At 69.2% G+C, this 21,939-nt stretch carries 25 protein-coding genes; 14 read left to right on the forward strand and 11 right to left on the reverse strand.

Annotated features, from left to right (window positions below; all coding sequences use genetic code 11):
- Positions 1-20: 20 nt before the first annotated feature.
- The 4 genes from msrA (at position 21) to BLS74_RS00840 (ending at position 4,121) form a co-directional block, all read left to right on the forward strand.
- Positions 21-575 carry a peptide-methionine (S)-S-oxide reductase MsrA gene (msrA, locus tag BLS74_RS00825; protein WP_093102176.1) on the forward strand — a complete coding sequence of 185 codons (555 nt, stop codon included), beginning with the start codon at positions 21-23 and terminating at the stop codon, positions 573-575.
- Positions 576-589: 14 nt separating this feature from the next.
- Positions 590-967 (forward strand): hypothetical protein, encoded by a 378-nt coding sequence (locus tag BLS74_RS00830; protein WP_093102177.1) that lies wholly within the window; start codon positions 590-592, stop codon positions 965-967.
- A gap of 81 nt (positions 968-1,048) precedes the next feature.
- Positions 1,049-3,151 carry a TonB-dependent receptor gene (locus tag BLS74_RS00835; protein ID WP_093102179.1) on the forward strand — a complete coding sequence of 701 codons (2,103 nt, stop codon included), beginning with the start codon at positions 1,049-1,051 and terminating at the stop codon, positions 3,149-3,151.
- Positions 3,152-3,173: 22 nt separating this feature from the next.
- Entirely contained in the window at positions 3,174-4,121 is a 948-nt protein-coding gene (locus tag BLS74_RS00840) for an AEC family transporter (protein ID WP_093102181.1), read from the forward strand.
- A gap of 12 nt (positions 4,122-4,133) precedes the next feature.
- On the opposite strand, the gene pdxH is transcribed toward BLS74_RS00840, so the two are convergent.
- The gene (gene pdxH, locus BLS74_RS00845) at positions 4,134-4,781 is read right to left on the reverse strand and encodes a pyridoxamine 5'-phosphate oxidase (RefSeq protein WP_093102668.1); all 648 of its coding nucleotides are present in this window, start codon (positions 4,779-4,781) and stop codon (positions 4,134-4,136) included.
- Positions 4,782-4,821: 40 nt separating this feature from the next.
- Between pdxH and BLS74_RS00850 the strand changes: the two genes are divergently transcribed.
- Positions 4,822-5,385, forward strand: coding sequence for a nucleotidyltransferase family protein (locus tag BLS74_RS00850; RefSeq protein WP_093102182.1), 564 nt, complete (start codon positions 4,822-4,824; stop codon positions 5,383-5,385).
- On the opposite strand, the gene BLS74_RS00855 is transcribed toward BLS74_RS00850, so the two are convergent.
- Together BLS74_RS00855 and BLS74_RS00860 are read right to left on the reverse strand one after the other, a co-directional pair.
- Positions 5,372-5,911 (reverse strand): superoxide dismutase family protein, encoded by a 540-nt coding sequence (locus BLS74_RS00855; RefSeq protein ID WP_093102184.1) that lies wholly within the window; start codon positions 5,909-5,911, stop codon positions 5,372-5,374. The two genes, BLS74_RS00850 and BLS74_RS00855, sit on opposite strands and share 14 nt — an antisense overlap.
- Before the next feature lie 2 nt (positions 5,912-5,913).
- The gene (locus BLS74_RS00860; RefSeq protein ID WP_170855461.1) at positions 5,914-6,588 is read right to left on the reverse strand and encodes a gamma-glutamylcyclotransferase; all 675 of its coding nucleotides are present in this window, start codon (positions 6,586-6,588) and stop codon (positions 5,914-5,916) included.
- A gap of 108 nt (positions 6,589-6,696) precedes the next feature.
- Between BLS74_RS00860 and BLS74_RS00865 the strand changes: the two genes are divergently transcribed.
- On the forward strand, positions 6,697-7,206 hold the full coding sequence (locus BLS74_RS00865) for an OmpA family protein (protein ID WP_093102669.1): 510 nt from the start codon (positions 6,697-6,699) through the stop codon (positions 7,204-7,206).
- Positions 7,207-7,216: 10 nt separating this feature from the next.
- On the opposite strand, the gene BLS74_RS00870 is transcribed toward BLS74_RS00865, so the two are convergent.
- Positions 7,217-7,603, reverse strand: a complete 387-nt coding sequence (locus tag BLS74_RS00870; protein WP_093102187.1) for a cupin domain-containing protein — start codon at positions 7,601-7,603, stop codon at positions 7,217-7,219.
- A gap of 116 nt (positions 7,604-7,719) precedes the next feature.
- On the opposite strand from BLS74_RS00870, the gene BLS74_RS00875 reads away from it, so the two are divergent.
- The 4 genes from BLS74_RS00875 to BLS74_RS00890 all read left to right on the forward strand — a co-directional run bounded on the left by BLS74_RS00875 (position 7,720) and on the right by BLS74_RS00890 (position 11,879).
- Positions 7,720-8,601, forward strand: a complete 882-nt coding sequence (locus BLS74_RS00875; protein ID WP_093102188.1) for a LysR family transcriptional regulator — start codon at positions 7,720-7,722, stop codon at positions 8,599-8,601.
- An 85-nt stretch (positions 8,602-8,686) separates the two neighbouring features.
- Positions 8,687-10,525: a phosphogluconate dehydratase gene (edd, locus tag BLS74_RS00880; protein WP_093102190.1), complete on the forward strand. Its 1,839-nt coding sequence runs from the start codon at positions 8,687-8,689 to the stop codon at positions 10,523-10,525.
- Positions 10,516-11,157, forward strand: coding sequence for a bifunctional 4-hydroxy-2-oxoglutarate aldolase/2-dehydro-3-deoxy-phosphogluconate aldolase (eda, locus tag BLS74_RS00885; protein WP_093102191.1), 642 nt, complete (start codon positions 10,516-10,518; stop codon positions 11,155-11,157). Before edd ends, eda begins: the two co-directional genes overlap by 10 nt.
- Entirely contained in the window at positions 11,154-11,879 is a 726-nt protein-coding gene (locus BLS74_RS00890) for a haloacid dehalogenase type II (RefSeq protein WP_093102193.1), read from the forward strand. The genes eda and BLS74_RS00890 overlap by 4 nt, the downstream gene beginning before the upstream one ends.
- Here the strand turns inward: BLS74_RS00890 and gloA are convergent.
- The 6 genes from gloA to BLS74_RS00920 form a co-directional block, all read right to left on the reverse strand.
- The gene (gene gloA, locus BLS74_RS00895) at positions 11,876-12,286 is read right to left on the reverse strand and encodes a lactoylglutathione lyase (protein WP_093102194.1); all 411 of its coding nucleotides are present in this window, start codon (positions 12,284-12,286) and stop codon (positions 11,876-11,878) included. The genes BLS74_RS00890 and gloA overlap by 4 nt on opposite strands.
- A 43-nt stretch (positions 12,287-12,329) precedes the next feature.
- Positions 12,330-13,016: a glutathione S-transferase family protein gene (locus BLS74_RS00900; RefSeq protein ID WP_093102196.1), complete on the reverse strand. Its 687-nt coding sequence runs from the start codon at positions 13,014-13,016 to the stop codon at positions 12,330-12,332.
- Positions 13,017-13,098: 82 nt separating this feature from the next.
- Positions 13,099-13,785: an ABC transporter ATP-binding protein gene (locus tag BLS74_RS00905; protein WP_093102197.1), complete on the reverse strand. Its 687-nt coding sequence runs from the start codon at positions 13,783-13,785 to the stop codon at positions 13,099-13,101.
- A gap of 82 nt (positions 13,786-13,867) precedes the next feature.
- Positions 13,868-15,508, reverse strand: coding sequence for an ABC transporter permease (locus tag BLS74_RS00910; RefSeq protein WP_093102199.1), 1,641 nt, complete (start codon positions 15,506-15,508; stop codon positions 13,868-13,870).
- 76 nt (positions 15,509-15,584) lie between these two features.
- Positions 15,585-16,619 carry a Fe(3+) ABC transporter substrate-binding protein gene (locus BLS74_RS00915; RefSeq protein WP_093102200.1) on the reverse strand — a complete coding sequence of 345 codons (1,035 nt, stop codon included), beginning with the start codon at positions 16,617-16,619 and terminating at the stop codon, positions 15,585-15,587.
- A gap of 122 nt (positions 16,620-16,741) precedes the next feature.
- Positions 16,742-17,290 carry a PaaI family thioesterase gene (locus BLS74_RS00920; RefSeq protein ID WP_170855462.1) on the reverse strand — a complete coding sequence of 183 codons (549 nt, stop codon included), beginning with the start codon at positions 17,288-17,290 and terminating at the stop codon, positions 16,742-16,744.
- Positions 17,291-17,342: 52 nt separating this feature from the next.
- Between BLS74_RS00920 and BLS74_RS00925 the strand changes: the two genes are divergently transcribed.
- From BLS74_RS00925 to BLS74_RS00940, 4 genes are read left to right on the forward strand one after another with little or no spacing between them, the layout of a single operon-like run.
- A complete protein-coding gene (locus tag BLS74_RS00925; RefSeq protein ID WP_093102203.1) occupies positions 17,343-17,807 on the forward strand; it encodes a MarR family winged helix-turn-helix transcriptional regulator in 465 nt (154 codons plus the stop codon).
- Entirely contained in the window at positions 17,800-19,056 is a 1,257-nt protein-coding gene (locus BLS74_RS00930) for an MFS transporter (RefSeq protein WP_093102205.1), read from the forward strand. The genes BLS74_RS00925 and BLS74_RS00930 overlap by 8 nt, the downstream gene beginning before the upstream one ends.
- Complete coding sequence (locus BLS74_RS00935) at positions 19,053-20,456, forward strand: MATE family efflux transporter (protein ID WP_093102206.1); 1,404 nt, start codon at positions 19,053-19,055, stop codon at positions 20,454-20,456. Before BLS74_RS00930 ends, BLS74_RS00935 begins: the two co-directional genes overlap by 4 nt.
- 28 nt (positions 20,457-20,484) lie before the next feature.
- A complete protein-coding gene (locus BLS74_RS00940) occupies positions 20,485-21,186 on the forward strand; it encodes an SDR family oxidoreductase (protein ID WP_093102208.1) in 702 nt (233 codons plus the stop codon).
- Here BLS74_RS00940 and BLS74_RS00945 read toward each other — a convergent pair.
- Positions 21,168-21,932: an aldolase gene (locus BLS74_RS00945; protein WP_093102209.1), complete on the reverse strand. Its 765-nt coding sequence runs from the start codon at positions 21,930-21,932 to the stop codon at positions 21,168-21,170. The genes BLS74_RS00940 and BLS74_RS00945 overlap by 19 nt on opposite strands.
- Positions 21,933-21,939: the final 7 nt, after the last annotated feature.

The raw sequence follows: 21,939 nt of genomic DNA on the forward strand, positions 1-21,939 counted from the left end.
ATTTCCACCCTGGAGTTTTCATGTCCACGCCATCACCGCAAACCGAGATCATCGCGCTGGGCGGCGGCTGCTTCTGGTGCACCGAGGCGGTTTTCGACCGCGTGCAGGGCGTGGTGGATGTCGAATCGGGCTACAGCAACGGCGAGACGATCAATCCCAGCTACGAACAGGTCTGTACCGGCCGCACCGGCCATGTCGAGGTGGTCCGGGTGGAATTCGATCCGCAGCAGATCACGCTGCGTGAGATCCTGGAGATCTTCTTCGTCGTGCACGATCCCACGACACTCAACCGGCAGGGCAACGACGCGGGGACCCAGTACCGCAGCGGCATCTATTACGCCAACGACGCGCAGAAGCAGGTCGCCGAAGAGGTGATCCGCGAGATCGAGGCCAGCAAGACCTACCGCTCGCCGATCGTGACCGAGGTGAAGCCGCTGGCCAACTACTCGACCGCCGAGGCCTACCACCAGGACTACTTCCTGAACAACCCGAACCAGGGCTATTGCGCCTTCGTGGTCGGGCCCAAGGTCGAGAAGTTCCAGAAGACCTTCGCGGCGCGGCTCAAGAAGGCCTGAGCCTTTCTTCTTTCATGCGCCTCGCACGCCACCCGCTCCGAGCCCGCGCCATGCTGTGCGTGCTGGCGCTCGCCTTGTGGTTTGCGACGACGCTCGGGCTCGTGCACCGCACGATCCACAGCCCGCTTGCGGCGCATGCGCATGCGGCTGCGTCCGCCCATGCGGGAGAGGCGGACCATGGGTCCCATGGCCTGGTCGCGCTCTTCGGCGAGCACAGCGATGCGGATTGCCGGCTCTACGACCAGTTGTCCCACGGCCCGGCCGCGCTCTGCGTGCCGGCCCTCCTGCTGCCGGTCATGCTGCCGGCGGCCACCTTTGCCTATCTCGAGGGCGAAGCAATCGCCCGATGGGTCGCGCTGTTCGACGCGCGCGGCCCGCCTTCCGCTCGCTGAATCCGCCTTGCCGACCGACAGCTGCACCCGTCTTTTCGCGGGCTGCGGCCGGTCTTTCATCGATTCAACGAGTGTTCCAACATGTCATCCCATTTCCGGCGCAACGCCATCGGCGTTGCCGTTCTTTCCCTTTTGTCCTGCGCTGCCTGGGCGCAAGCCGACGCGAGCGCGCCCGCGCCTTCGCTGCCCGAGGTCACCGTCACCGGCAACCCGTTGGGCGCCACCGACCTGATCGCACCGACCACCACCCTCTCCGGCGACAGGCTGCTCTTGCGTTCCCAATCCACGCTCGGCGAGACCCTCAACGGCCTGCCGGGCGTCAGCAGCAGCTACTTCGGGCCCAACGCGAGCCGGCCTTCGATCCGCGGCCAGGACGGGGACCGCATCCGCATCCTGCAGAACGGCGGCGCGGCACCGGACGCCTCCTCGCTGAGCTACGACCACGCGGTGCCGGTCGATGCCCTCGTCACCGAACGCATCGAAGTGCTGCGCGGGCCCTCGGCGCTGCAGTACGGCGGCAGCGCGGTCGGCGGCGTGGTCAACGTGATCGACAACCGCATTCCGAGCGAGCCGATCGACGGTTTCGGCGGCCGCGCCGACCTCGGCTACGCGACCGGCAACCGCGAGAAGAGCGGCGGCGTGGTGCTGGAGGGCGGCAACAACCGCTATGCGCTGCACGTGGATGCCTTCAACCGCGACGCGGACGATACCTCGGTGCCGATCGAACTCGGCTGCGAGAACCCGCGCCGGCCCGGCCTGGCTCGCAAGATCTGCAACTCGGCCAACCAGGCGCACGGCGGCGCGATCGGCGGCAGCCTGTTCTTCGACCAGGGCTGGATCGGCGCTTCGGCCAGCACCTACCGCAGCGACTACGGCACGGTGGCGGAGGACGACGTCACCATCAAGATGAAATCCGACCGCTATGCGCTCGAAGGCGAATGGCGGCCGGGCGGCTTCTTCACCAGCATCCACGGCAAGCTGAGCCGCACCGACTATCGCCACACCGAGTTCGAGGGCTCGGAGACCGGCACGGTGTTTGCCAACAAGAGCAACGATCTGCGCATCGAGGGGCGCCATCAGAAGATCGGCGGCGTGGAGGGCTTGATCGGCTTCACCAACGAAAGCAACGACTTCTCGGCCGTCGGCGACGAGGCCTTCGCGCCGCACAGCCGCACGCGCTCGCGCGCCTTGTTCCTGCACGAAGAGCTCGGTACGTCGTGGGGCCGCCTGAGCTTCGGCGCGCGCACCGAGCAGGTGAAGGTGCGTTCCTTCGGCTATCCGGAAGATCCGTCGGTCACGCGCTTCGCCGTCGGCGAGCGCAGCTTCAATCCGCACAGCGCGGCCTTCGGTGCGCTGGTCAACCTGGCGCCCCAATGGCAGCTGACCTCGAACCTCGCCTACACCGAGCGCGCGCCCAAGGACTACGAACTCTTCGCCAACGGCCCGCACGTCGCGACCGCGGCCTGGGAGGTCGGCGATCCGAACCTGCAGAAGGAAAAGTCGGTCGGCTTCGACCTCGGCGCCCAATGGAAGTCCGGCGCCAACAGCGCGCGCGTGAATGCCTACGTCACGCGCTTCCGCAACTACATCGGGCTCGCGGCCTCGGGCAATGTGCGCGGCGAGGACGGCGAGATCAACCCGGGCCCGGTGGAAACCGACGAAGGCCTGCTGTTCCCCGACGTGGTGGACGAGTTCGTCTATCGCGGCGTGCGCGCCCGCTTCACCGGCATCGAGGCCAACGGCAACCTGCGGCTCCTGGGCACCGACGGCTTCTCGCGCGCGGCCGACGGCTCCACGCTGGACCTCGAATGGCGTGCCGACCTGGTGCGCGCGAAGAACACCGATACCGGCGAGCCGCTGCCGCGCATCTCGCCGGCGCGCGTGGGTACCACGCTGGCCTACGGCAACGGGCCATGGACGGCGCGCCTGGGCTTCGACCACTACGCTGCCCAGCGAAGGGTGCCGAGCATCGGCGCGCGCGAGACCGATGCCTTCACGCTGTGGAATGCGGCGCTCACCTACCGCATGAAGGTGCAGCGCGCCAACCTCACCTGGTATGCGCGCATCGACAACCTGACGAACAAGCTGGCCTACAGCGCGACCTCGATCCTGACCACGACCGCCTTCCCGGATGCGCCCTTGCCGGGGCGGACCTTGAAGGTGGGCCTGCGCGCGACGTTCTAGCGCCCCTGTATGCTCGCCGCCGATGAATTCATCGGTCCTCTCGTCGCTGCTGCCCGTCGTCTTGCTCATCGCTGCGGGCTTCGTGGCAGGGCGGCGGGGCTGGGTCGGCGGCGGCGCGGTGCGGGACCTGTCGAACCTGATCTTCCTGCTGCTCGTGCCGGCGCTCCTGTTCCGTGCCATGAGCACGGTGCACCTGGAGCAGCTGAGCCTCAAGCCTGTCGCGGCCTACTTTCTCGCGGCGGGCCTGATCTTCGCGGCCACCTTGCTGTGGCGCGGCTTCAACCGCACGGCGGCCGTGCTCGCGCTTGCCAACACCTTCAGCAACACCGTGATGATCGGCATCGCGCTGATCGGCCTGGCCTACGGCCCCGAGGGCATGGTTGTGCTGCTGACGCTGATCTCGCTGCATTCGCTGGTGCTGCTGACCAGCGCGACGCTGGTGCTCGAACTTGCGGTGGCCCACGAGAACGCCAGTCTGAGCGGCACGCCGCGCCAGCCGATCCTGCACACACTGGGCCGCGCGTTCTACAACGCGATCGTCCATCCGGTGCCGCTGCCGATCATCGCGGGCCTGCTGTTCGCGCAGACCGGTTGGGTGATGCCCGAAGTGATCGACAAGCCGATCGCGCTGCTCGGGCAGGCCTTCGGACCGATCGCGCTGGTCATGGTCGGCATCACGCTCGCGTTCACGCCCATCGGTACCCACTGGCGCGGCGCGCTGGTGCAGGCGCTGGTCAAGAACGTGGCGCACCCGTTGCTGGTGGCGGGGCTCGGCTGGCTGCTGGGCCTGCGCGGGCTGCCGCTGCAGGTGATGGTGGTGGCCGCGGCGCTGCCGATCGGCGCCAATGTGTTTCTGTTTTCGCAGCGCTACAAGACGGCCGAGGATCTCGTGACGGCCAGCATGGCGGTCTCGACTGCGCTCGCGCTCGTCACGCTGTCGATCGTGATGCCGCTCGCTGGCAGGCTCTGAGGCAGGATTGGCTCAGGGGGCCAAGCGCTCACGCACCCAGGCGCCATCTTCTCGCCGGTAGCGCAAGCGATCGTGCAGCCGGCTCTTGCGGCCTTGCCAGAACTCCCAGCGGTCGGGCACCAGGCGGTAGCCGCCCCAGTGCGGCGGCCGTGGCGGCGAGAGCAGGTGCCGGGCGGCCTCGATGGCGGCGTTCTTCACCAGCACCTCGCGGCCGCTGATCACCTCGCTCTGCGGGCTGGCCCAGGCGCCGATGCGCGAGTCGAGCGGGCGGCTCGCGAAGTAGGCGTCGCTCTCGGCCGCATCGACCTTCTCGACCCGGCCCTCGATGCGCACCACGCGCTCGAGCTCGACCCAGTGGAACTGCAGCGCGGCCCAGGGATTGCCGGCGAGCTCCTGGCCTTTGCGGCTCTTGTAGTTGGTGTACCAGACGATGCCGCGCGCGTCGTAGCCCTTGATCAGCACGATGCGCGTCGACGGCCGCAGGTCGCCGCCGACGGTGGCCAGCGTCATCGCGTTGGGCTCGGGCAACTGCGCGTCGATCGCTTCGGCGAGCCAGCGCTCGAACTGGAGTAGGGGATCGGATGCGCTGCTGGCTTCGTCGAGTTCGGCGCGCTCGTAGCTCTTGCGCAGCGCGGCCAGCGCTTCTTTGGGGGAATTCATGGCCGCATTGTTGCGCATGCGAAGAGGGGATACTGGGCGCATGAATCCTCGATCGCCCACCGTCATCGTGCTCGCCTCGGGCCGCGGCGAGCGCTTTCGCGCCGCCGGCGGCAGCGGCGCCAAGCTGCACGCGCCGCTCGCGGGCCGGACGGTGCTGGAGCACACGCTGGCCGCCGTGCGCGCCAGCGGCCTGCCGTGGCATCTGGAGGATGCGGGCCATCCCGGCATGGGCGATTCGATCGCGGCCGCGGTGCGGGCCACGGCCGATGCGGCGGGCTGGCTGATCCTGCCCGGCGATCTCCCGCTGGTGTTGCCATCGACCTTGCAAGCCGTGGCGCGGGCGCTCGTCGATCCCGTGCAGGCGGCTCAGCCGCAGCGCCGCGGCGAACGCGGACATCCGGTCGGCTTTGCCGCGGCCTGCAAGCCGCTGCTCGCGGCGCTGTCGGGCAACCTGGGCGCGGCGCCGGTGCTGCGCGCGCTGCGGGAAGCCCATGCAGTGGCGGAGATCGAAGTGGACGACATCGGCATCCTGACCGACATCGACACGCCCGCCGCACTCGCGCGCGCCGAGGCGCTGCTGGCCGCGCGGCTCAGCGCCTCGTGATCAGCGCGCAGGCGATGCGCGGGCCGGAGTTGCCGGCCGGCTGCGAGGTGAAGTCGTCGCGATCGCGGTGAACGATCAGCGCCCGGCCGACCACGTTGTTGGCCGCGCCGTCGGTGAGCGAGATCGAGTGCACGTCGACGCTGAAGCGCGCCACGCCGCTCGCATCGGCCACCAGGCTCGGCAGCTCGCCCGCATGGCTGCCGGGCGCGCCGAACTTGCCGTGCGTGCCGCCGGCCGGATTGAAGTGGCCGCCCGAGGCATTGCCGTTGTCGCCGCAGTCGCCCTTCTCGTGGATGTGGAAGCCATGTTCCGTGCCCGGCACGAAGCCGCGCACTTCGCCGGCCACGCGCACGCCATGGTCGAGCGCCGTGAAGCTCACGTTGCCCGTGGTCGGATTCGGCGTGATCGCCGCGGTCGGCGCCAGCGCGGCGCTGGCGCTCGCCTTGGACCCCATCATGGTGCCGCAGCCGGCGAGCAGGCTCACCGCGGCGACGGCAAGAGTGGGGACGATCAGACGAGAGGACATGGCTACTCCTTGGATGAAGAACGGGAAGAAGAATCGAGAGAAGAGGCCGCAGGGTATACCGGAGCGGGCGCTTCGCCGCAATCGGCTTGCGCCGACAGCTTGGCCTCGGCCAACCTGATCAGGCGCGCCAGCGCTGCATCGTGGATCGCATGGCGCTGCAGTTCGAGCAGGGTCTGATGCGCATAGTCGAGCGAACTGCCATAGCGGCCGACCGCGCTGGCGAAGATGTGGCGGTAGCGCTCGTCGTCCAGGTTGCCGGTGAAGTTGGGACTGCGCCGCGACAAGGTGAAGGCCAGGGCGCGCACCGATCCGTGCGGGGTCTCGCAATCGAGCCATCGGGGGTCGTAGACGCCGGTCGGCATCTCGCGCAGCCAGAGCCGGCCCAGGGTTTCGAGCCCGTCGGCCGCGGCCACGCGGAACACCATGCCGCGGCAGCTGCCGCCCGAGAGCAGGCCGAACACCAGGCCCGGATTCTCGACCGTGCCGCGATTGATGCGGCTCCACATCTTCAGCGCCCGATGCCAGCCGTGCACCCGCGCGGGGTGCCGCTCGATGAAGCCGAACTCGGGGCGCCAGATCAGCGAGCCGTAGCCGAACACCCAGAGATCCTGGTGGCCGCCCCATTCGGCGATCACGCGGTCGAGCATGGGCTTCGGGTCGCGCAGCGGTTTGAGCATGGGGTCCAAACCGGGCGGGCCGGGGTCGCCACCTACAATTTCACGGTCATGGTTCACCGCACCATTATTTACCGACCGCTTTCCTACGGAGATCGACCCATGGCAGGCATAGCCGACGACGACAGCCAACAGAACATCATTCTGGCCTTTCTGCTCGGGCTGATCGCACTGGTGATCTTCTTCGTGATCGGGATCGTGCTCTACACGCAGAGCCACAAGGCGGGCGCGAAGCCCGCGGCGTCCATGGTGGAGATCCTGACCGAAACCGTGGCAGTCGTGATCCCCGACGGCGCGAGCATCCGCGTGCAGGGCGGGGTCGTGAACTTCTATTTCGCCACCGGCAGCGCCGATCTGGCTCCCGGCGCGGCAGGGGCCCTGGCCACGGTGATCAAAGGCGTGGAAGGTGGGCGCAAGGCAGTGGTCTCGGGCTTCCATGACACCACCGGCGATGGGGGCCTCAACGAACAGCTCGCGCAGAGGCGTGCCGAGATGGTGCGCAACGTGCTGACCGGGCTGGGCGTGCCGGCCGACAAGATCGAACTGAAGAAGCCCGCCGTGACCACCGGTTCGGGGAACGACGCCGAGGCGCGCCGCGTCGAGGTCCGGCTGGTCGACTAGCGCGCTGCGCTCACCACGGCAGCTGCATCGGCTTCGCTTCGAGGTCGAACACCCCGACCGGGGCAGCCGGAAACACGCCGGTGATCTCCATCGGCTCGTCGCCCACATTGAAGATCTGATGCGGCACGTCGCGCGGCAGCAGCACGCTGCTCGCGGGGCCGAAGCGGTGCACCTGTCCGTCGAGGTGGACCTCGCCGCGGCCCGCGTGGCACAACACGACTTCCTCGGTGTCATGGCTGTGCGGCGGCGTGGAAGCGCCGGGCGCCAGCGTCTGCTTCCAGATCGACAACTGGGTCAATCCATGCTCGTGGCCCGCCAGGGTGCGGTGGGTGATTCCGGGCAGCTCTGCCAGGGGCAGCGTGGCGTGGGAGATAACGTTGCGGGCAATGGCGGTCATGAGGCGGCTCCGTGCAATCGAGTGAAGGTGAAGGCAGTGTCCTGGACCCAGAAGCGCGAGTGAAGACAGCGCAATGACCTAACATTGAGGACATTCGTTCCTCAATCGGAGGCGCCATGCAAGGCCTGCAGCAGTTCCTCGCCTTCACCGAGACCGTCAAGCACGGCAGCTTCGCCGCCGCCGCGCGCGAAGCGGGCACCGCGCCTTCCACGCTGGCCAAGGCGGTGCTGAGGCTGGAGGATTCGCTTGGCGTCAAGCTGTTCCATCGGACCACGCGGCAGGTCACCCTGACGCCGGACGGCGAGCGCCTGTACCACCGCTGCCAGCGCGTCCTCGCCGAGATCGAGGACCTGCATGCCGACGCTGCCGGCACGCGGGCCACGGCCACGGGCCTGCTGCGCATCGACATGCCGATCGTCTTCGGCCGGCGCGTGATCCTGCCGCTGCTCGCGCGGCTCCAGCAACAGCACCCGCGACTTGAAATGGACGTGCGCTTGCAGGACGGCTACGTCGATCTGGTCAAGGACGGCATCGACCTCGCCATCCGGGTCGGCGCACTGCAGGAATCGTCGCTGGTGGCACGCCGCTTTGCGAGCCAGACCTTGCTGCTGGTGGCCAGCCCTGCCTACCTGGCGCAGCATGGCCATCCGGCCTCGCTGCGGGCGCTGGCACAGCATCGCGCGATCGTCTTCCGCATGCCGACGAGCGGTCGCGACCGCCCCTGGCAGTTCCTCCAGCGCGGCCACGCCGTCACCCTGCATCCGCAGAGCCAGCTGCGCCTGAATGACGGCGAAGCCATGGTGCAGGCCGCGATGCTCGGCCAGGGCCTGGCGCAACTGCCCGACTACATGGTCGAAGAAGAGCTCGGCGATGGGCGCCTGGTCGAGATCCTGCCTTCGCTGCGGCCGCCGGCCATGCCGATCAGCGCCGTGTACCCTTCCCAGCGCCTGTTGCCGCCGCGGGTGCGGGTCGTGCTCGATGCCTTGACGGCACCCTAGGGTCTTGCGGGCTTGGTAGGATGCAGGGCCACGCACCTGCGCGTGGCAGGGGCCGCGCGCAGCCCCACTGCACAGTGAAGCACTCATGACTACACATCCCACCGTACGCGATGTCACCGAGCGCATTCGTGCGCGCAGCCGGGACCTTCGAAGCGCCTATCTCCAGCGGCTGACCGAGACCCGCAACCGCGACCGCGGCTCCGACCGCATGGGCTGCGCCAACGTGGCGCACGCCGTGGCCGGCATTCCGGCCAGCGACAAGTTCAAGGTGGTGACCGAGCGCGCACCCAACATCGGCGTCGTCAGCGCCTACAACGACATGCTCTCGGCCCACGCGCCGTACCAGGGCTATCCCGACATCGTCAAGCACGAGGCGCGCCGCCTCGGCGCCACCGCGCAGGTGGCAGGCGGCGTGCCGGCGATGTGCGACGGCGTCACGCAGGGCACGCCCGGCATGGAGCTGAGCCTGTTCAGCCGCGACGTGATCGCGATGGGCACGGCCGTGGCGCTCACGCACGACATGTTCGACGCCGCGCTGCTCCTGGGCGTGTGCGACAAGATCGTGCCGGGCCTCCTGATCGGCGCGCTGCACTTCGGCCACCTGCCCACCGTCTTCGTGCCCGCGGGGCCGATGCCCTCGGGCCTGTCGAACAGCGCCAAGTCCAAGGTGCGCGAGCAGGCGGCCCAGGGGCTGGTCGGCCGCCAGGGCCTGCTCGATGCCGAGATGGCCGCCTACCACGCGCCGGGCACCTGCACCTTCTATGGCACTGCCAACAGCAACCAGATGCTGCTGGAGGCGATGGGCCTGCACGTGCCGGGCACCGCTTTCATCCAGCCCGGCGATGCGATGCGCGAGGCGCTCACGCGCGAGGCGGTGCGCACGGTGCTGGGGGTGGCCGCCAAAAAGCCTTATGCCACGCCGCCGATCGGCGAGATGGTCGACGAGCGAAGCATCGTCAACGCCATGGCAGCGCTGCTCGCCACCGGCGGCTCGACCAACCACCTGATCCACTGGGTCGCGGTGGCGCGCGCTGCCGGCATCCTGATCGACTGGAACGATTTCTCCGAGCTTTCGGAGGTGGTGCCGCTGCTCACGCGGGTCTATCCCAACGGCAGCGCCGACGTCAACGAATTCCAGGCCGCGGGCGGCCCGGGCTTCGTGATCGGTGAACTGCTCGACGCCGGCCTGATGCATGCCGACGTGCTGACCGTGCGCGCCGGCGGCCTGCGCGAATACGCCGGCATCCCGACGCTGGCCGGCGCGCCGTCGGACGAGCACGTGCTGAAGTGGCACGCCGCCGCACCCTCGAAGAATGAAGCCGTCGCGCGCCCGGTCTCGGCGCCGTTCAGCGCCACCGGCGGCCTGAAGCTCTTGAGCGGCAACCTCGGACGCAGTGTGATCAAGGTGTCCTCGGTGCCGGACGACCGGCACGTGATCGAGGCGCCGGCCCGTGTCTTCGATTCGCAGGCCGAACTGCAGCACGCCTTCACCGCCGGCGAACTCGAACGCGACGTGGTCTGCGTGGTGCGCTGGCAGGGTCCACAGGCCAACGGCATGCCCGAGCTACACAAGCTCACGCCGCCGCTGTCGGTGCTGCAGGGCAAGGGCTTCCGCGTGGCACTGGTGACCGACGGCCGCATGAGCGGCGCCTCGGGCAAGGTGCCGGCCGCGATCCACGTCTCGCCCGAAGCCGCCGCCGGCGGCCCGCTGGCCAAGGTGCGCGATGGCGACCTGATCCGGCTCGATGCGGTGGCCGGCACGCTGGCCGTGCTGCTGCCGGCCGACGAATGGGCCGAGAGGGAAAGCGCGACCCTGCCCGACGAACTGCGCATCGCCAACGGTCACGGCCTGGGCCGCGACCTGTTCGCCGGCATGCGCCGCAATGCATTGACTGCCGAAGAAGGAGCCTGCACATGGCTGTGAACCCCACGCTGTCCGCCATCGACGTGATGCGCGACGCCCCCGTGATCCCGGTGATCGTGCTGCACGACGTCAAGGACGCGGTACCGCTCGCGCGCGCGCTGGTCGCCGGCGGCATCCGCATGCTCGAAGTGACGCTGCGCACGCGCGAGGCGCTCGAATGCATCGAGATCATCGCCAAGGAGGTGCCCGAGGCCGTGCCCGGCGCCGGCACCATCCGCAGCGCGGCCGATGCCCAGGCCTCGGCGCTGGCCGGCGCGAAGTTCGGCGTCAGCCCGGGCTACACGCGCGCCGTGGGCAAGGCCTGCCACGACCTCGGCCTGCCGCTCCTGCCCGGCGTGGCGACCGGCAGCGAAATCATGCTGGCGCAGGAGGACGGCTTTACCGAACTCAAGTTCTTCCCGGCCGTGCAGGCCGGCGGCGTCGCCATGCTCAAGGCCTGGCAGGGACCTTTCGGCGAAGTGAAGTTCTGTCCCACGGGCGGCGTCACGGCGGCCAATGCGCACGAGTTCCTCTCGCTCGCCAACGTGGCCTGTGTGGGCGGTTCGTGGATCGTGCCGACCGAGGCGATCGCGGCCGGCGACTGGGCGCGCATCGAAGCGCTGGCGCGCGAAGCCAGCCAGCTGGTGCGATGAGCGAAGACTTCGATGCCGGCGATCTGAAGGTCATCGCCTTCGACGTCTTCGGCACGGTCGTCGACTGGTACAGCGGCATCGCCGCCGAGGCCGAGCGCATCGTGCCGGGCGTCGACGGCGGCGCCTTCGCGCTGGCCTGGCGCGCGGGCTACCAGCCCGCGATGAAGAGCGTGATGGAACGCCTCGCGGCCGGCGAGGGCGGCTTCACGCTGCTCGACGAACTGCACATGGGCATTCTCGAAGGCGTGCTGCGCGACTTCGGCCTGGGCGATCTGGATTCGGCGCGCAAGCGCGAACTCAACAAGGCCTGGCACCGGCTGCCGGCCTGGCCCGATGCGCTCGAGGGTCTGGCGCGGCTCAAGCGCAAGTACATCATCTGCACGCTGTCCAACGGCAATATCGGCCTCTTGACCGAGATGGCCAAGAATGCCGGGCTGCCCTGGGACTGCGTACTGTCGGCCGAGGTCTTCAAGGCCTACAAGCCCGATCCGCGCACCTACCTCGGCGTGGCCGCGGTGTTCGACGTCACGCCCAGCCAGGTGATGCTCGCGGCCGCGCACCACGACGACCTGGCCGCCGCGCGCACCTGCGGCCTGCGCACCGGCTACATCGAGCGGCCGAAGGAGTTCGGACCCGACCGCCCGAAGGATGTTTCGCCGCGCGCGGACAACACGCTGCATGCGCGCGACATCGGCGCGCTGGCGGATCTGCTCGGTTGCTAGCGAAGCCCGCCGGCGGCGGCGCCTTCCGGACGCTGGATCAGCTCGATCTTGTAGCCGTCCGGATCCGTCACGAAGGCGATCACCGTGGTGCCGCCCTTGACGGGGCCGGCCTCGCGCGTGACGTTGCCGCCCACGGCCTTGATCTTCTCGCAGGCCGCATAGGCATCGGGCACGCCGAGCGCGATGTGGCCGTAGGCAGTGCCGAGTTCGTAGCTTTCGGTGCCCCAGTTGTAGGTCAGCTCGATCTCGGCCTGGGCCGGGTTGCCCTCGTAGCCGACGAAGGCCAGGCTGTACTTGTACTCGGGGTTCTCCGAGGTGCGCAGCAGTTGCATGCCGAGCACTTGCGTATAGAAGTCGATCGAGCGCTGGAGATTGCCAACGCGCAGCATGGTGTGGAGAAGTCGCATCTCGTGGGGTGGTGCAAAGTGGTTGTCGCCGGCGATTGTCGGTTCAGGCGCGGCCGGCGAGTGTCAGCAAATGCGCTTCGTGCTTCTGCAGGAAGGCGCGCAGGTGCTGCGGATACTCGGGCACCACGGCATGGCGCACGCTGGGGCGTTCCGCGAGCGCCTTACGCCAGGCGCGCACTTTCGGCGTCGCGTCGAAGATGTGCGAATCGCTGATCTGGTCGAAGACATCGAAGTAGCGAAAGATCGGCGCGAAGACCGCATCGACCAGGCTGAAGCGCGTGCCGGCGAAGTAGGGCCCATCGCCCAGCGCGGCCTCGACGCGTGCGAACTTGGCAACGAGCGCCTGCCGCTTCTGCTCGAACACTTCGGCATCGCGCGTGGTCTCGTAGCCCCACAGGTCCGCGAGGATCGCGGAGCCGAATTCCATCCATGCCCGGTGCTCGGCGCGCGCGAGCGGGTCTTCAGGATGCAGGCGCGGGCCGGGCTGGGTTTCTTCGAGGTATTCGCAGATCACGTTGCTTTCGAACAGAACGGCTTCCTTGCCGTCGGCCTGCGGCACCCGCAGCAGCGGCACCTTGCCGAGCGGCGAGATTTTGACGAACCAGTCCGGCCTCTGCGCGAGGTCGATCACGACGCGTTCGAAGGCTACGTCCTTTTCGAGCAGCGCGATCGCGGCGCGCTGGACGTAGGGGCACAGCAGGTGGCTGACGAGAGTGAGTTGGGCGGTCATGCGTGCTTTCGTGTTGTTCAAGTGAATCGAAAGCGCGATTCTTGCGAGGCTCAAAGACCTTTTCTGAAAAAGCCCATGTGCGTCATTCCGCAGTTCCGCCGGTCCAGCGCGTCAGCCGACCGTTGTGCATGACGCCGACATGGTCGGCCATGGCCTGCGCCTCGGCCTCGTTGTGCGTGACCAGCATCGCGGTCTGGCCGGCGGTTTTGAGGATCTCGCGCACCTCGGCCGTCAGGCGCTCGCGCGTGCTGGCATCGAGGTTGGAGAAAGGCTCGTCGAGCAGCAGCAGCGCGGGTGCCGGTGCGAGCGCGCGGGCCAATGCGATGCGCTGCTGCTGTCCGCCCGAGAGTTCGTGCGGATAGCGTTCGCCGGCCTCCGCCAGGCCCACCAGCGCGAGCATCGCGGCCACGCGTGCATCGCGCTCCGCGCGCGCCAGCCGCCGCAGGCCGAAGCCCACGTTCTGCGCCGCCGTGAGATGCGGGAACAGCGCGTACTCCTGGAACATCATGCCGACGCGGCGCTGTTCGGGTGGGAGGTGGGTGGTGGGCGAGGACAGCAGCTTGTCGCCGAGCAGGATCTGCCCGGCGCGCACCGGTTCGAAGCCCGCGATCGCGCGCAGCACCGTGGTCTTGCCGCAGCCGGAAGGGCCGAGCAGGCAGCCGATGCGGCCCGCGTCGAGCGCGAGCGAGAAGCCCTCGACCACGGTGTGCAGCCCGCGTGCGCCGTCGTAGGCGAGGCGCACGCCGTCGAGTTGGAGCGTAGCGCTCATGTCGGCCCCCACGCTCGGCACTGCGTGTCCTCGCTGCCCCCCGAGGGGGCGTTCGCTTGCTCGGGGCGGCCCAGCGCGGCGCTCATTGCGCGAGTCCCTCCGGCGCCGCACCCAGCCGGTTGCGCGCGAGCAGGATCACGGGCAAGAGCCCGGCGAGCACGATCGCCAGCGCGGCGATGGCGCCTTCTTCGTAGGTGCCGCGCGCGGCCTCCGCGTAGAGCCAGGTCGCCAGCGTGTCGAAGTTCGCGGGCCGCAGCAGCAGGGTGGCCGGCAGCTCCTTCATGGCATCGACGAACACCAGCAGCGCGCCCGCGGCGATGGCCGGCTGCAAAAGCGGCAGATGCACGCGTCGCAGCGTGCCGCCGGCCGTTTCGCCGAGCAGGCGCGAGGCCTGTTCGAGCGCCGGCGGTATGCGGGCCAGCCCGGCTTCGATGCCGCCGACCGGCATCGCGAGAAAGCGGATTGCGCAGGCCATGACGAGCACGATGCCCGCGCCCATCAGCGGCAGTCCTTCGCGGCCCATGAGCGCGCCGAGCGCGGCGTCGAAAGCCAGTGCCGGCGTGAGCAGGCCGATGGCCAGCACCGTGCCCGGCAGCGCGTAGCCGAGCGTGGCGACCCGCGCCTGCCAGCGCGCGCGGTTGACCGTCGAGCCCTGGCTGCGCACTGCCCAGGCCACCACCAGCCCGGCGGCTACGGCGGCCAGCGTCACGCCCGCGGCCAGTGCGAGGGTGTTGCCCAGGCTCGCGAGCAGGCCGTCGGAGATGCCGCCGCCCTGGCGCAGCCGCTTGGCCGTTTCCCAGACCAGGTAGAGCGCCGGCGCGACGAAACCGATCGCGACCGGCAGCGCGGCGGCGGCGCTCGCCGCCCAGGCCGCTGCGCCGTGCAGGCGGCGCGGCTGGATCGCGCGCATGCGCTGCGCCGAGCCGAAACGCTGATGGCGCCGGCCGTTGCGTTCGAGCAGCACCAACGCCACCACCACGATGAGCATGGCGCAGGCGATCTGTGCCGCACCGGCCAGGTCGGAGCGCGTGATCCAGGTCGTGTAGACCGCGACTGTGAGCGTCTGGATGCCGAGGAATTCCGAAGCGCCGATGTCGTTGAGCGCCTCGAGCAGCGCCAGACTCAGGCCCACGGCCAGCGCGGGCCGGGCGAGCGGCAGCGCGACGCGGAAGAAGGCGCCGCTGCGGCTTTCGCCCAGCGTGCGGGCCGCTTCCATCAGATGGGCAGGCTGGGTCATGAACATGGCGCGCGCGGTCATGTAGACGTAGGGGTAGAGCACGAAGCCGAGCACGAAGATCGCGCCCGGCATCGAGCGCAGGTCGGGCAGGCGGAACTGGCGCGGGCTGTCGAAGCCCAGCGCCCAGCGGATCACGCCCTGTACCGGGCCGATCGGGTGCAGCAGGTCGAGGTAGGCGAAGGCGACGATGTAGGTCGGCATGGCCAGCGGCAGCAGCAGGGCCCAGTGCAGCACGCGTCGCCCCGGGAAGTCGCAGGCCGTGACCAGCCAGGCGCAGCCGGTGCCGATCACCAGCACCAGCACGCCCACGCCGGCCAGCAGCATCGCGGTGTTGAGCGCGGCCTGCGGCAGCACGTGCTCTGCGAGGTGTGCCCAATGCTGCAGGCCCGAACCCAGCGCGAGCCAGGCCAGGCTGAGAACCGGCGCGAGCACGCCGAGCGCGATGAGGATCGACGCGGCCCGCCAGACGGGCCCAACCGCTTTCATACCCCCACGCTCGGCACTTCGTGTCCTCGCTGCCCCCCGAGGGGGCTGACGCGCCTTGGGGCGGCCCGGCGGCGCGTCACTGATCGAAACCGACCTTGTCCACCAATGCGCTGGCCTGCTTGCGGTACTTGGCGATCTCGGTGATGGGCAGCGGGTCGACCTTCAGTTCACCGATGCTGGAGGCGATGATCGAATCGAGCGCCACGCCCTTGCGCACCGGGTATTCGTAGTTGGTCTCGGCGTAGAAGGCCTGCGCCGGCTCCGACACCAGGAACTCGAGCAGCTTGACCGCATTCGCGCGGTTCGGCGCGTTCTTCGCGACCGCGGCGCCGCTGATGTTGACGTGGGTGCCGCCGCTCTTGGCATTGGCGAAGGTCGGCCGGATCACCTTGATGGCATCGCCCCACTTGCGTGCGTCGCTGCCTTCCTTCGAGCCCTTCATCTGGCCCACGTAGTAGGAGTTGGCGAGACCGATGTCGCAGATGCCGCCCAGGATGTCGCGCGCCACGTCGCGGTCGCCGCCGGTGGCCTTGCGCGCCAGATTGGCCTTGACGCCGCGCAGCCACTGCTCGGCCTTGGCCTCGCCGTCGTGCGCGATCAGCGATGCGACCAGCGCCGTGTTGTAGGGATGTTGGCCGGCGCGGATGCAGACCTTGCCCTTGTACTTGGGATTCGCGAGATCTTCATAGCGGAAGGACGTGAGCGGCAGGCTCTTGTCGGCGTACAGCACGCGCGCGCGCATCGACAGCGAGAACCATTGGCCGTCGGCGCCGCGCAGGTTGGCCGGAATGGCCGATTCCAGCGCCGCCGATTTCACCGGCTGGGTGACGCCGCCGTCGACCAGGTCCATCAGGTTGCCGATGTCCACAGTCATGAGCACGTCGGCCGGCGAGCGGGCGCCTTCGGCCTTGACGCGCTCGAGCAGCCCGTCCTTCACGAACACCGTGTTGACCTTGACGCCGCTTTGCGTGCTGAAGGCGGTGATCAGGGGCTGGATGAGGCCGGGCTCGCGCGTGGTGTAGAGCGTGAGTTCCTCGGCCGCGTGGGCGGGCAAGGCGCCGGCCAGGCAGGCGGCGGCGATGCAGGTCAGCGCGCAAAGGCGTGCGGTCATGGGGCTTCTCCAGAGTCGATTTGTAAAAAAGCACCGGCGTCCGTTCGTTTGCGAACGCCGATACGAATCATTATCACTCTTGGAGGGCCGGGTTTCGGCCTTTGTGCTTACCGGCGCAGGGCCTACTCGCGCCGTGGCGGGATGTCGAAAACCAGGCAGGTGGTGGTGGCATGCGCGTAGAGCGTGCCGTCGGCGCCGACCAGCCGCGCCTCGGCGGTGGCGAGCTGGCGCCCGCAGTGGATCACCTTGCCCTCGGCGCGCACGCGCGGGACCTTGGGCGTCAGCGCCTTCACGAGGTTCACGCCGAGCTCGGCCGTGGTGTAGGCGCGGCCGGTCGGCATCATGGTGTGGACTGCGCAGCCCAGCGCCGAGTCGAGCAGGGTGGCGAACCAGCCGCCATGGATGGTGCCCAGCGGATTCAGGTGCCGCGGGAGCGGCGTGCCCTGGAACACCGCCCGGCCGGGGGCTACCGAGATGAGCGAGAAATCCAGCGTCTTCGCGATGGCGGCGTAGGGGATTTCGGCGCGCAGCATGGCTTCCATCATCTCCAGGCCGGTCTTGCCTGCGAGCTGTTCGGGCCGCGCCAGGCCGGGGCCAGGGCCCGCATTCAGCCGCTCCGCAATCGTTTCTTCCTCGGCGATCCAGGCCGCCAGTTGCTCCGTCGCGTTCATTCGAATTCCCTTAAAGGTTGCATATGCAATTATTGTAGCTACAATGGATGGCATGGATGCTATCGCAAAGCCGCAAGGCTGTACCAATTTCCGGCTGCGGCGCCTCCTGCGCCAGGTCGCCCGCCACTACGACACCGAGGTCACGAAGAGCGGCCTCAAGACCACGCAGTACTCGCTGCTGTCGCATGTCTTGCACCTCGGGCCGCTGCGCCCGAGCGATCTCGCGCATGCGATGAACATCGACGCGTCGACGCTGACGCGCAATCTCAAGCCGCTGGTCGCGGCGGGCTGGCTGACGCAGGGCGACGGGCCCGATGCACGCAGCCGGCTGATCGCGATCACCGAGGCCGGCCGCAAGAAGCGCAGCGAAGCGCAGCGCCACTGGCGCACGGCACAGGAAAAACTCAACGCCCTGCTCGGCATCGAGCGGGTCATCGCGCTGCACGCGCTGATCGACGAGAGCATCGCGCTGCTGCAACCCGCGGGCGCTGCCGAAGAGGGAGATGTGGATGAATGACAAGACGACCGCCGCGCCCGCCACCCCTGTAGCGCGCTACGCCCTGTGGCTGGTGCTGCTGGCCGCCGCCGGCACCTTCGCGCTCACCATGGGCGTGCGTCAGACGATGGGGCTCTTCCTCTCCTCGCTCAACACGTCCACCGGCCTGGGCATCGGCAGCATCAGCCTGGCCTTCGCCTTCGGCCAGCTCTGGTGGGGCCTCACGCAGCCCTTCGCGGGCGCGGTGGCCGACCGGATCGGCACCGGCCGCGTGATCTTCATCGGCGTGCTGCTGGTGGCGCTGGGCACCATCATCACGCCGCTGATGACGTCGACGGCCGGCCTGATCTTCGCGATCGGCGTGCTGGCCGCCGGCGGCGCCGGCATGGCCGGGCCTTCGGTGCTGATGGCCGCCGTCACGCGCATGGTGCCGCCGGCCAAGCGCGGCCTGGCCACCGGCGTGGTGAATGCCGGCGGTTCCTTCGGCCAGTTCGCGATGGCGCCGATCGCGATCGCGCTGATGGCCGGCGTCGGCTGGGCCAGTGCGATGCAATGGCTCGGCGTGCTGATCCTGCTGGCCTTGCCCGCGGTCTTCGTGCTGAAGGGCAATTCCAATCTGCTCGCGGCCCAGTCGGCAGCAGCGAGCGGCACGAAACCGCTCACGGCACGGCAGGCGATCGGCCAGGCGCTCGCCACGCCGAGCTACCGCTACCTGAGCCTGGGCTTTCTGGTCTGCGGCTTCCACGTCGCCTTCCTGGCCACCCACCTGCCGGGCGTGGTGGCGGCATGCGGCCTGCCGCCGGAGATCGGAGGCTGGGCGCTGGGCGCCATCGGCCTCTTCAACATCGTCGGCAGCCTGGCGATGGGCTGGGCTGTCGGGCGCTGGCGCATGAAGTCGCTGCTGGCGCTGCTCTATGCGACGCGCGGCATCGCGGTGCTGATCTTCCTGCTAGCGCCCAAAACGCCGGCCGTGATGATGGTGTTCGCGGCGGTGATGGGCATCACCTTCCTCTCGACCGTGCCGCCGACCGCGGGCCTGGTCGCCAAGATGTTCGGCCCGGCCAACATGGCGATGCTGTTCGGCGTCGTGATGCTGGCGCACCAAGTCGGCGGCTTCCTGGGCGCCTTCCTCGGCGGCTACGTGTTCCAGGTGACGGGCAGCTACGACATCGTCTGGTACATCGACATCGCGCTGGCTGCCGGCGCAGCGCTGATCAACCTGCCAATCCGCGAGCCTCGGCCGGCGCTGATGGCGAAGGCGGCAGCGTGAGCAGTGTCGACCCGCGCACGCGCCGCCTGCTCGAGGCGCCGATCATCCCCACGCTGCTGCGCCTGGCCGCGCCCAACGTCCTGGTGATGGTCGCGCAGGCCGCTGTCGGCCTGATCGAGACCTACTTCGTCGGCAAGCTCGGCACCGATGCGCTGGCCGGCATGGCGCTGGTGTTCCCGATCGTGATGCTGATGCAGATGACCTCGGCCGGCGCGATGGGCGGCGGCATTGCCTCGGCGATTGCACGCGCGCTCGGTGCGCGGCGCCGCGACGATGCCGATTCGCTGGTGCTGCATGCGATCCTGATCGCGCTCGGCTTCGGCCTCGTGTTCACGCTGGCGCTCCTCTTCGGCGGGCGCTGGCTCTATGCGCTGATGGGCGGCACCGGCGCTTCGCTCGACGCGGCCTTGACCTATTCGAACTGGGTGTTCGCCGGCGCGGTGCTGGTGTGGCTCTTCAATTCGCTGGCGGCGGTGATCCGCGGCACAGGCAACATGTCGGTGCCGGCCAACGTGACGGTCGCCGGCGTGGTGGTGCTGGTGCCGCTGTCGCCCTTGCTGATCTTCGGCTGGGGTCCGATTCCCGGCATGGGCATCGCCGGCGGCGCGATTGCGCTCTTGCTCTACTACCTGGCCGGCACGCTCGCGCTGTGGGCCTACCTGCGCGGGAGCCGCAGCCTGCTCAAGCCCTCATGGGCGAAGGCGCGCTTCCGGTGGCCGCTGTTCGCCGACATCCTGCGCGTCGGCCTCGTGGGCGCGGTCTCGACCGTGGCCACCAACCTGTCGATCGGCATCGCGACCGCGCTGGCAGGCCAGTTCGGCCCCGGTGCGATCGCCGGCTACGGCACCGCCTCGCGGCTCGAATACCTGCTGGTCCCGCTGGTGTTCGGCCTCGGCGCGCCGCTGGTCGCGATGGTCGGCACCGCCATCGGCGCGGGGCAGCGCGAACGCGCCCTGCGCGCCACCTGGGCGGGCGCGGCGATGGCCTTCGTGCTCACCGAGACCATCGGCCTCGCGGCCGCGCTGTTCCCGAGGCCCTGGCTGATGCTCTTCGGCAGCGATCCGGCGATGCTCGAAGCGGGCTCGCAGTACCTGCGTGCGGTCGGGCCCTTCTACGGCTTCTTCGGCGTCGGGCTGGTGCTGTACTTCGCTTCGCAGGGCGCGGGCCGCCTTCTGTGGCCGGTGCTCGGCAACATCGCGCGGCTGGCGGTGGCCGGGATCGGCGGCTGGCTCGCGTTGCGCTGGGGCGGCCAGCTGAGTCACGTATTCGTCGCGCAGGGCGCCGCGCTGGTTGTCTACGGCATCGTCATCGCATCGTCGATCGCCGGCGGCGCCTGGTTCGGCCGTGTCGGCTGGCCGCGCACCACGGCCGGGCTGCTGCGGCGCGTTCAGCAGACCTGAATCCTCCACTCATTACCGAAAGCTTTCCATGAAGATCAAGGACTCCGTCGTTTTCATCACCGGCGCCAACCGCGGCCTCGGGCTCGCCTACGCACGTGCAGCGCTCGCGGCAGGCGCGAAGAAGGTCTACGCGGCCGTGCGCGACCCGAAATCCATCACGCTCGAAGGCGTGCACGCCGTCGCGCTCGACGTGACCAAGCCCGAACAGGTCGAAGCGGCCGCTCGCGCCTGCGGCGACGTGACCCTGCTCGTCAACAACGCCGGCATCTCGCGCGGCTCGGGCCTGCTGTCGCCGGACGCCGTGGATGCGGCGCGCGCCGAGTTCGAGACCAACTTCTTCGGCCCCTGGGCCTTGAGCCGTGCCTTCGCGCCGGCGCTGGCGAAGAACGGCGGCGGCGCCATCGTCAACGTGCTGTCGGCGCTGAGCTGGATCAGCCTGCCGGGCGCGGCCACCTACAGCACCTCGAAGTCGGCCACATGGTCGCTCAGCAACGGCCTGCGCAACGAATTGCGCGAGCAGGGCACGCAGGTCGTCAGCGTGCACGTGGCGTTCATGGATACGGACATGGCGAGCCATGTGCCGGGCGACAAGACATCGCCCGACGATGTGGCGAAGCAGACTTTCGCCGCCGTCGAGGCCGGCCTGCCCGAAGTGCTGGCCGACGCGGTGACGCGCCAGGTCAAGCAGGGCTTGGTGGCGGACCCGCCTGCCTACGCGGCCGCGCGCTGAAGCGGGCGTTCGGGACGCGGCGCGGGCAGCAGCCGGCGAAGCGCCTCGAAGAACAGGTCGGACTGCTCGCGCTCGCCCTGGATCTGCGCCGCCACGTGCGCGGCCAGCGCCGCGTCGACCGGCACCAGCGGCCGGCCGGTGGATTGCGCGATCACCTGGTGCAGGCAGGCGCGCTCGAGGTAGTAGAGGTCGTCGTAGGCATGGGCGATGTGCGCGCCGGCCACGATCACGCCGTGGTTGGCGAGGAAGGCCACGTCCTTGCCGGCCATCGCATGGGCGATGCGTTCGCCCTCGCGGTCGTCGAGCGCCAGCCCGTTGTACTGGGCATCGATGGCGATGCGGTTCATGAAGCGCATCGCGTTCTGGCTCAGCGTCGGGTCGAGCGCGCGATCGGCGGTGAGCGTCAGGGCGGTCGCATAGGGCATGTGGCAATGCAGGACCACCGCGTGGCCGGTAATGCGATGCACCGCGCCGTGGATGAAGAGGGCGGTGGGCTCGACGCGATGGCGGCCGGCCAGCACCTCGCCGTGCATGTCGATCAGCACGATGTCATCGGGGCCGATCTCGCTCCAGTGCAGGCCGCGCGGGTTGATCAGGTAGCGGTCCTGCGCACCGGGCAGCGCGACGCTGAAATGGTTGCACACGCCCTCGGAGAGGCCATGGTGCGAGGCGGAGCGCAGCGCCAGCGCGAGGTTGTCGCGCAGGATGCGGACGGCGGGGCTGGCGTAGTCGGATTCGGCAGACATGGCGATC

This window comes from Variovorax sp. CF079, from assembly GCF_900101545.1.
Taxonomy (GTDB): domain Bacteria; phylum Pseudomonadota; class Gammaproteobacteria; order Burkholderiales; family Burkholderiaceae_C; genus Variovorax.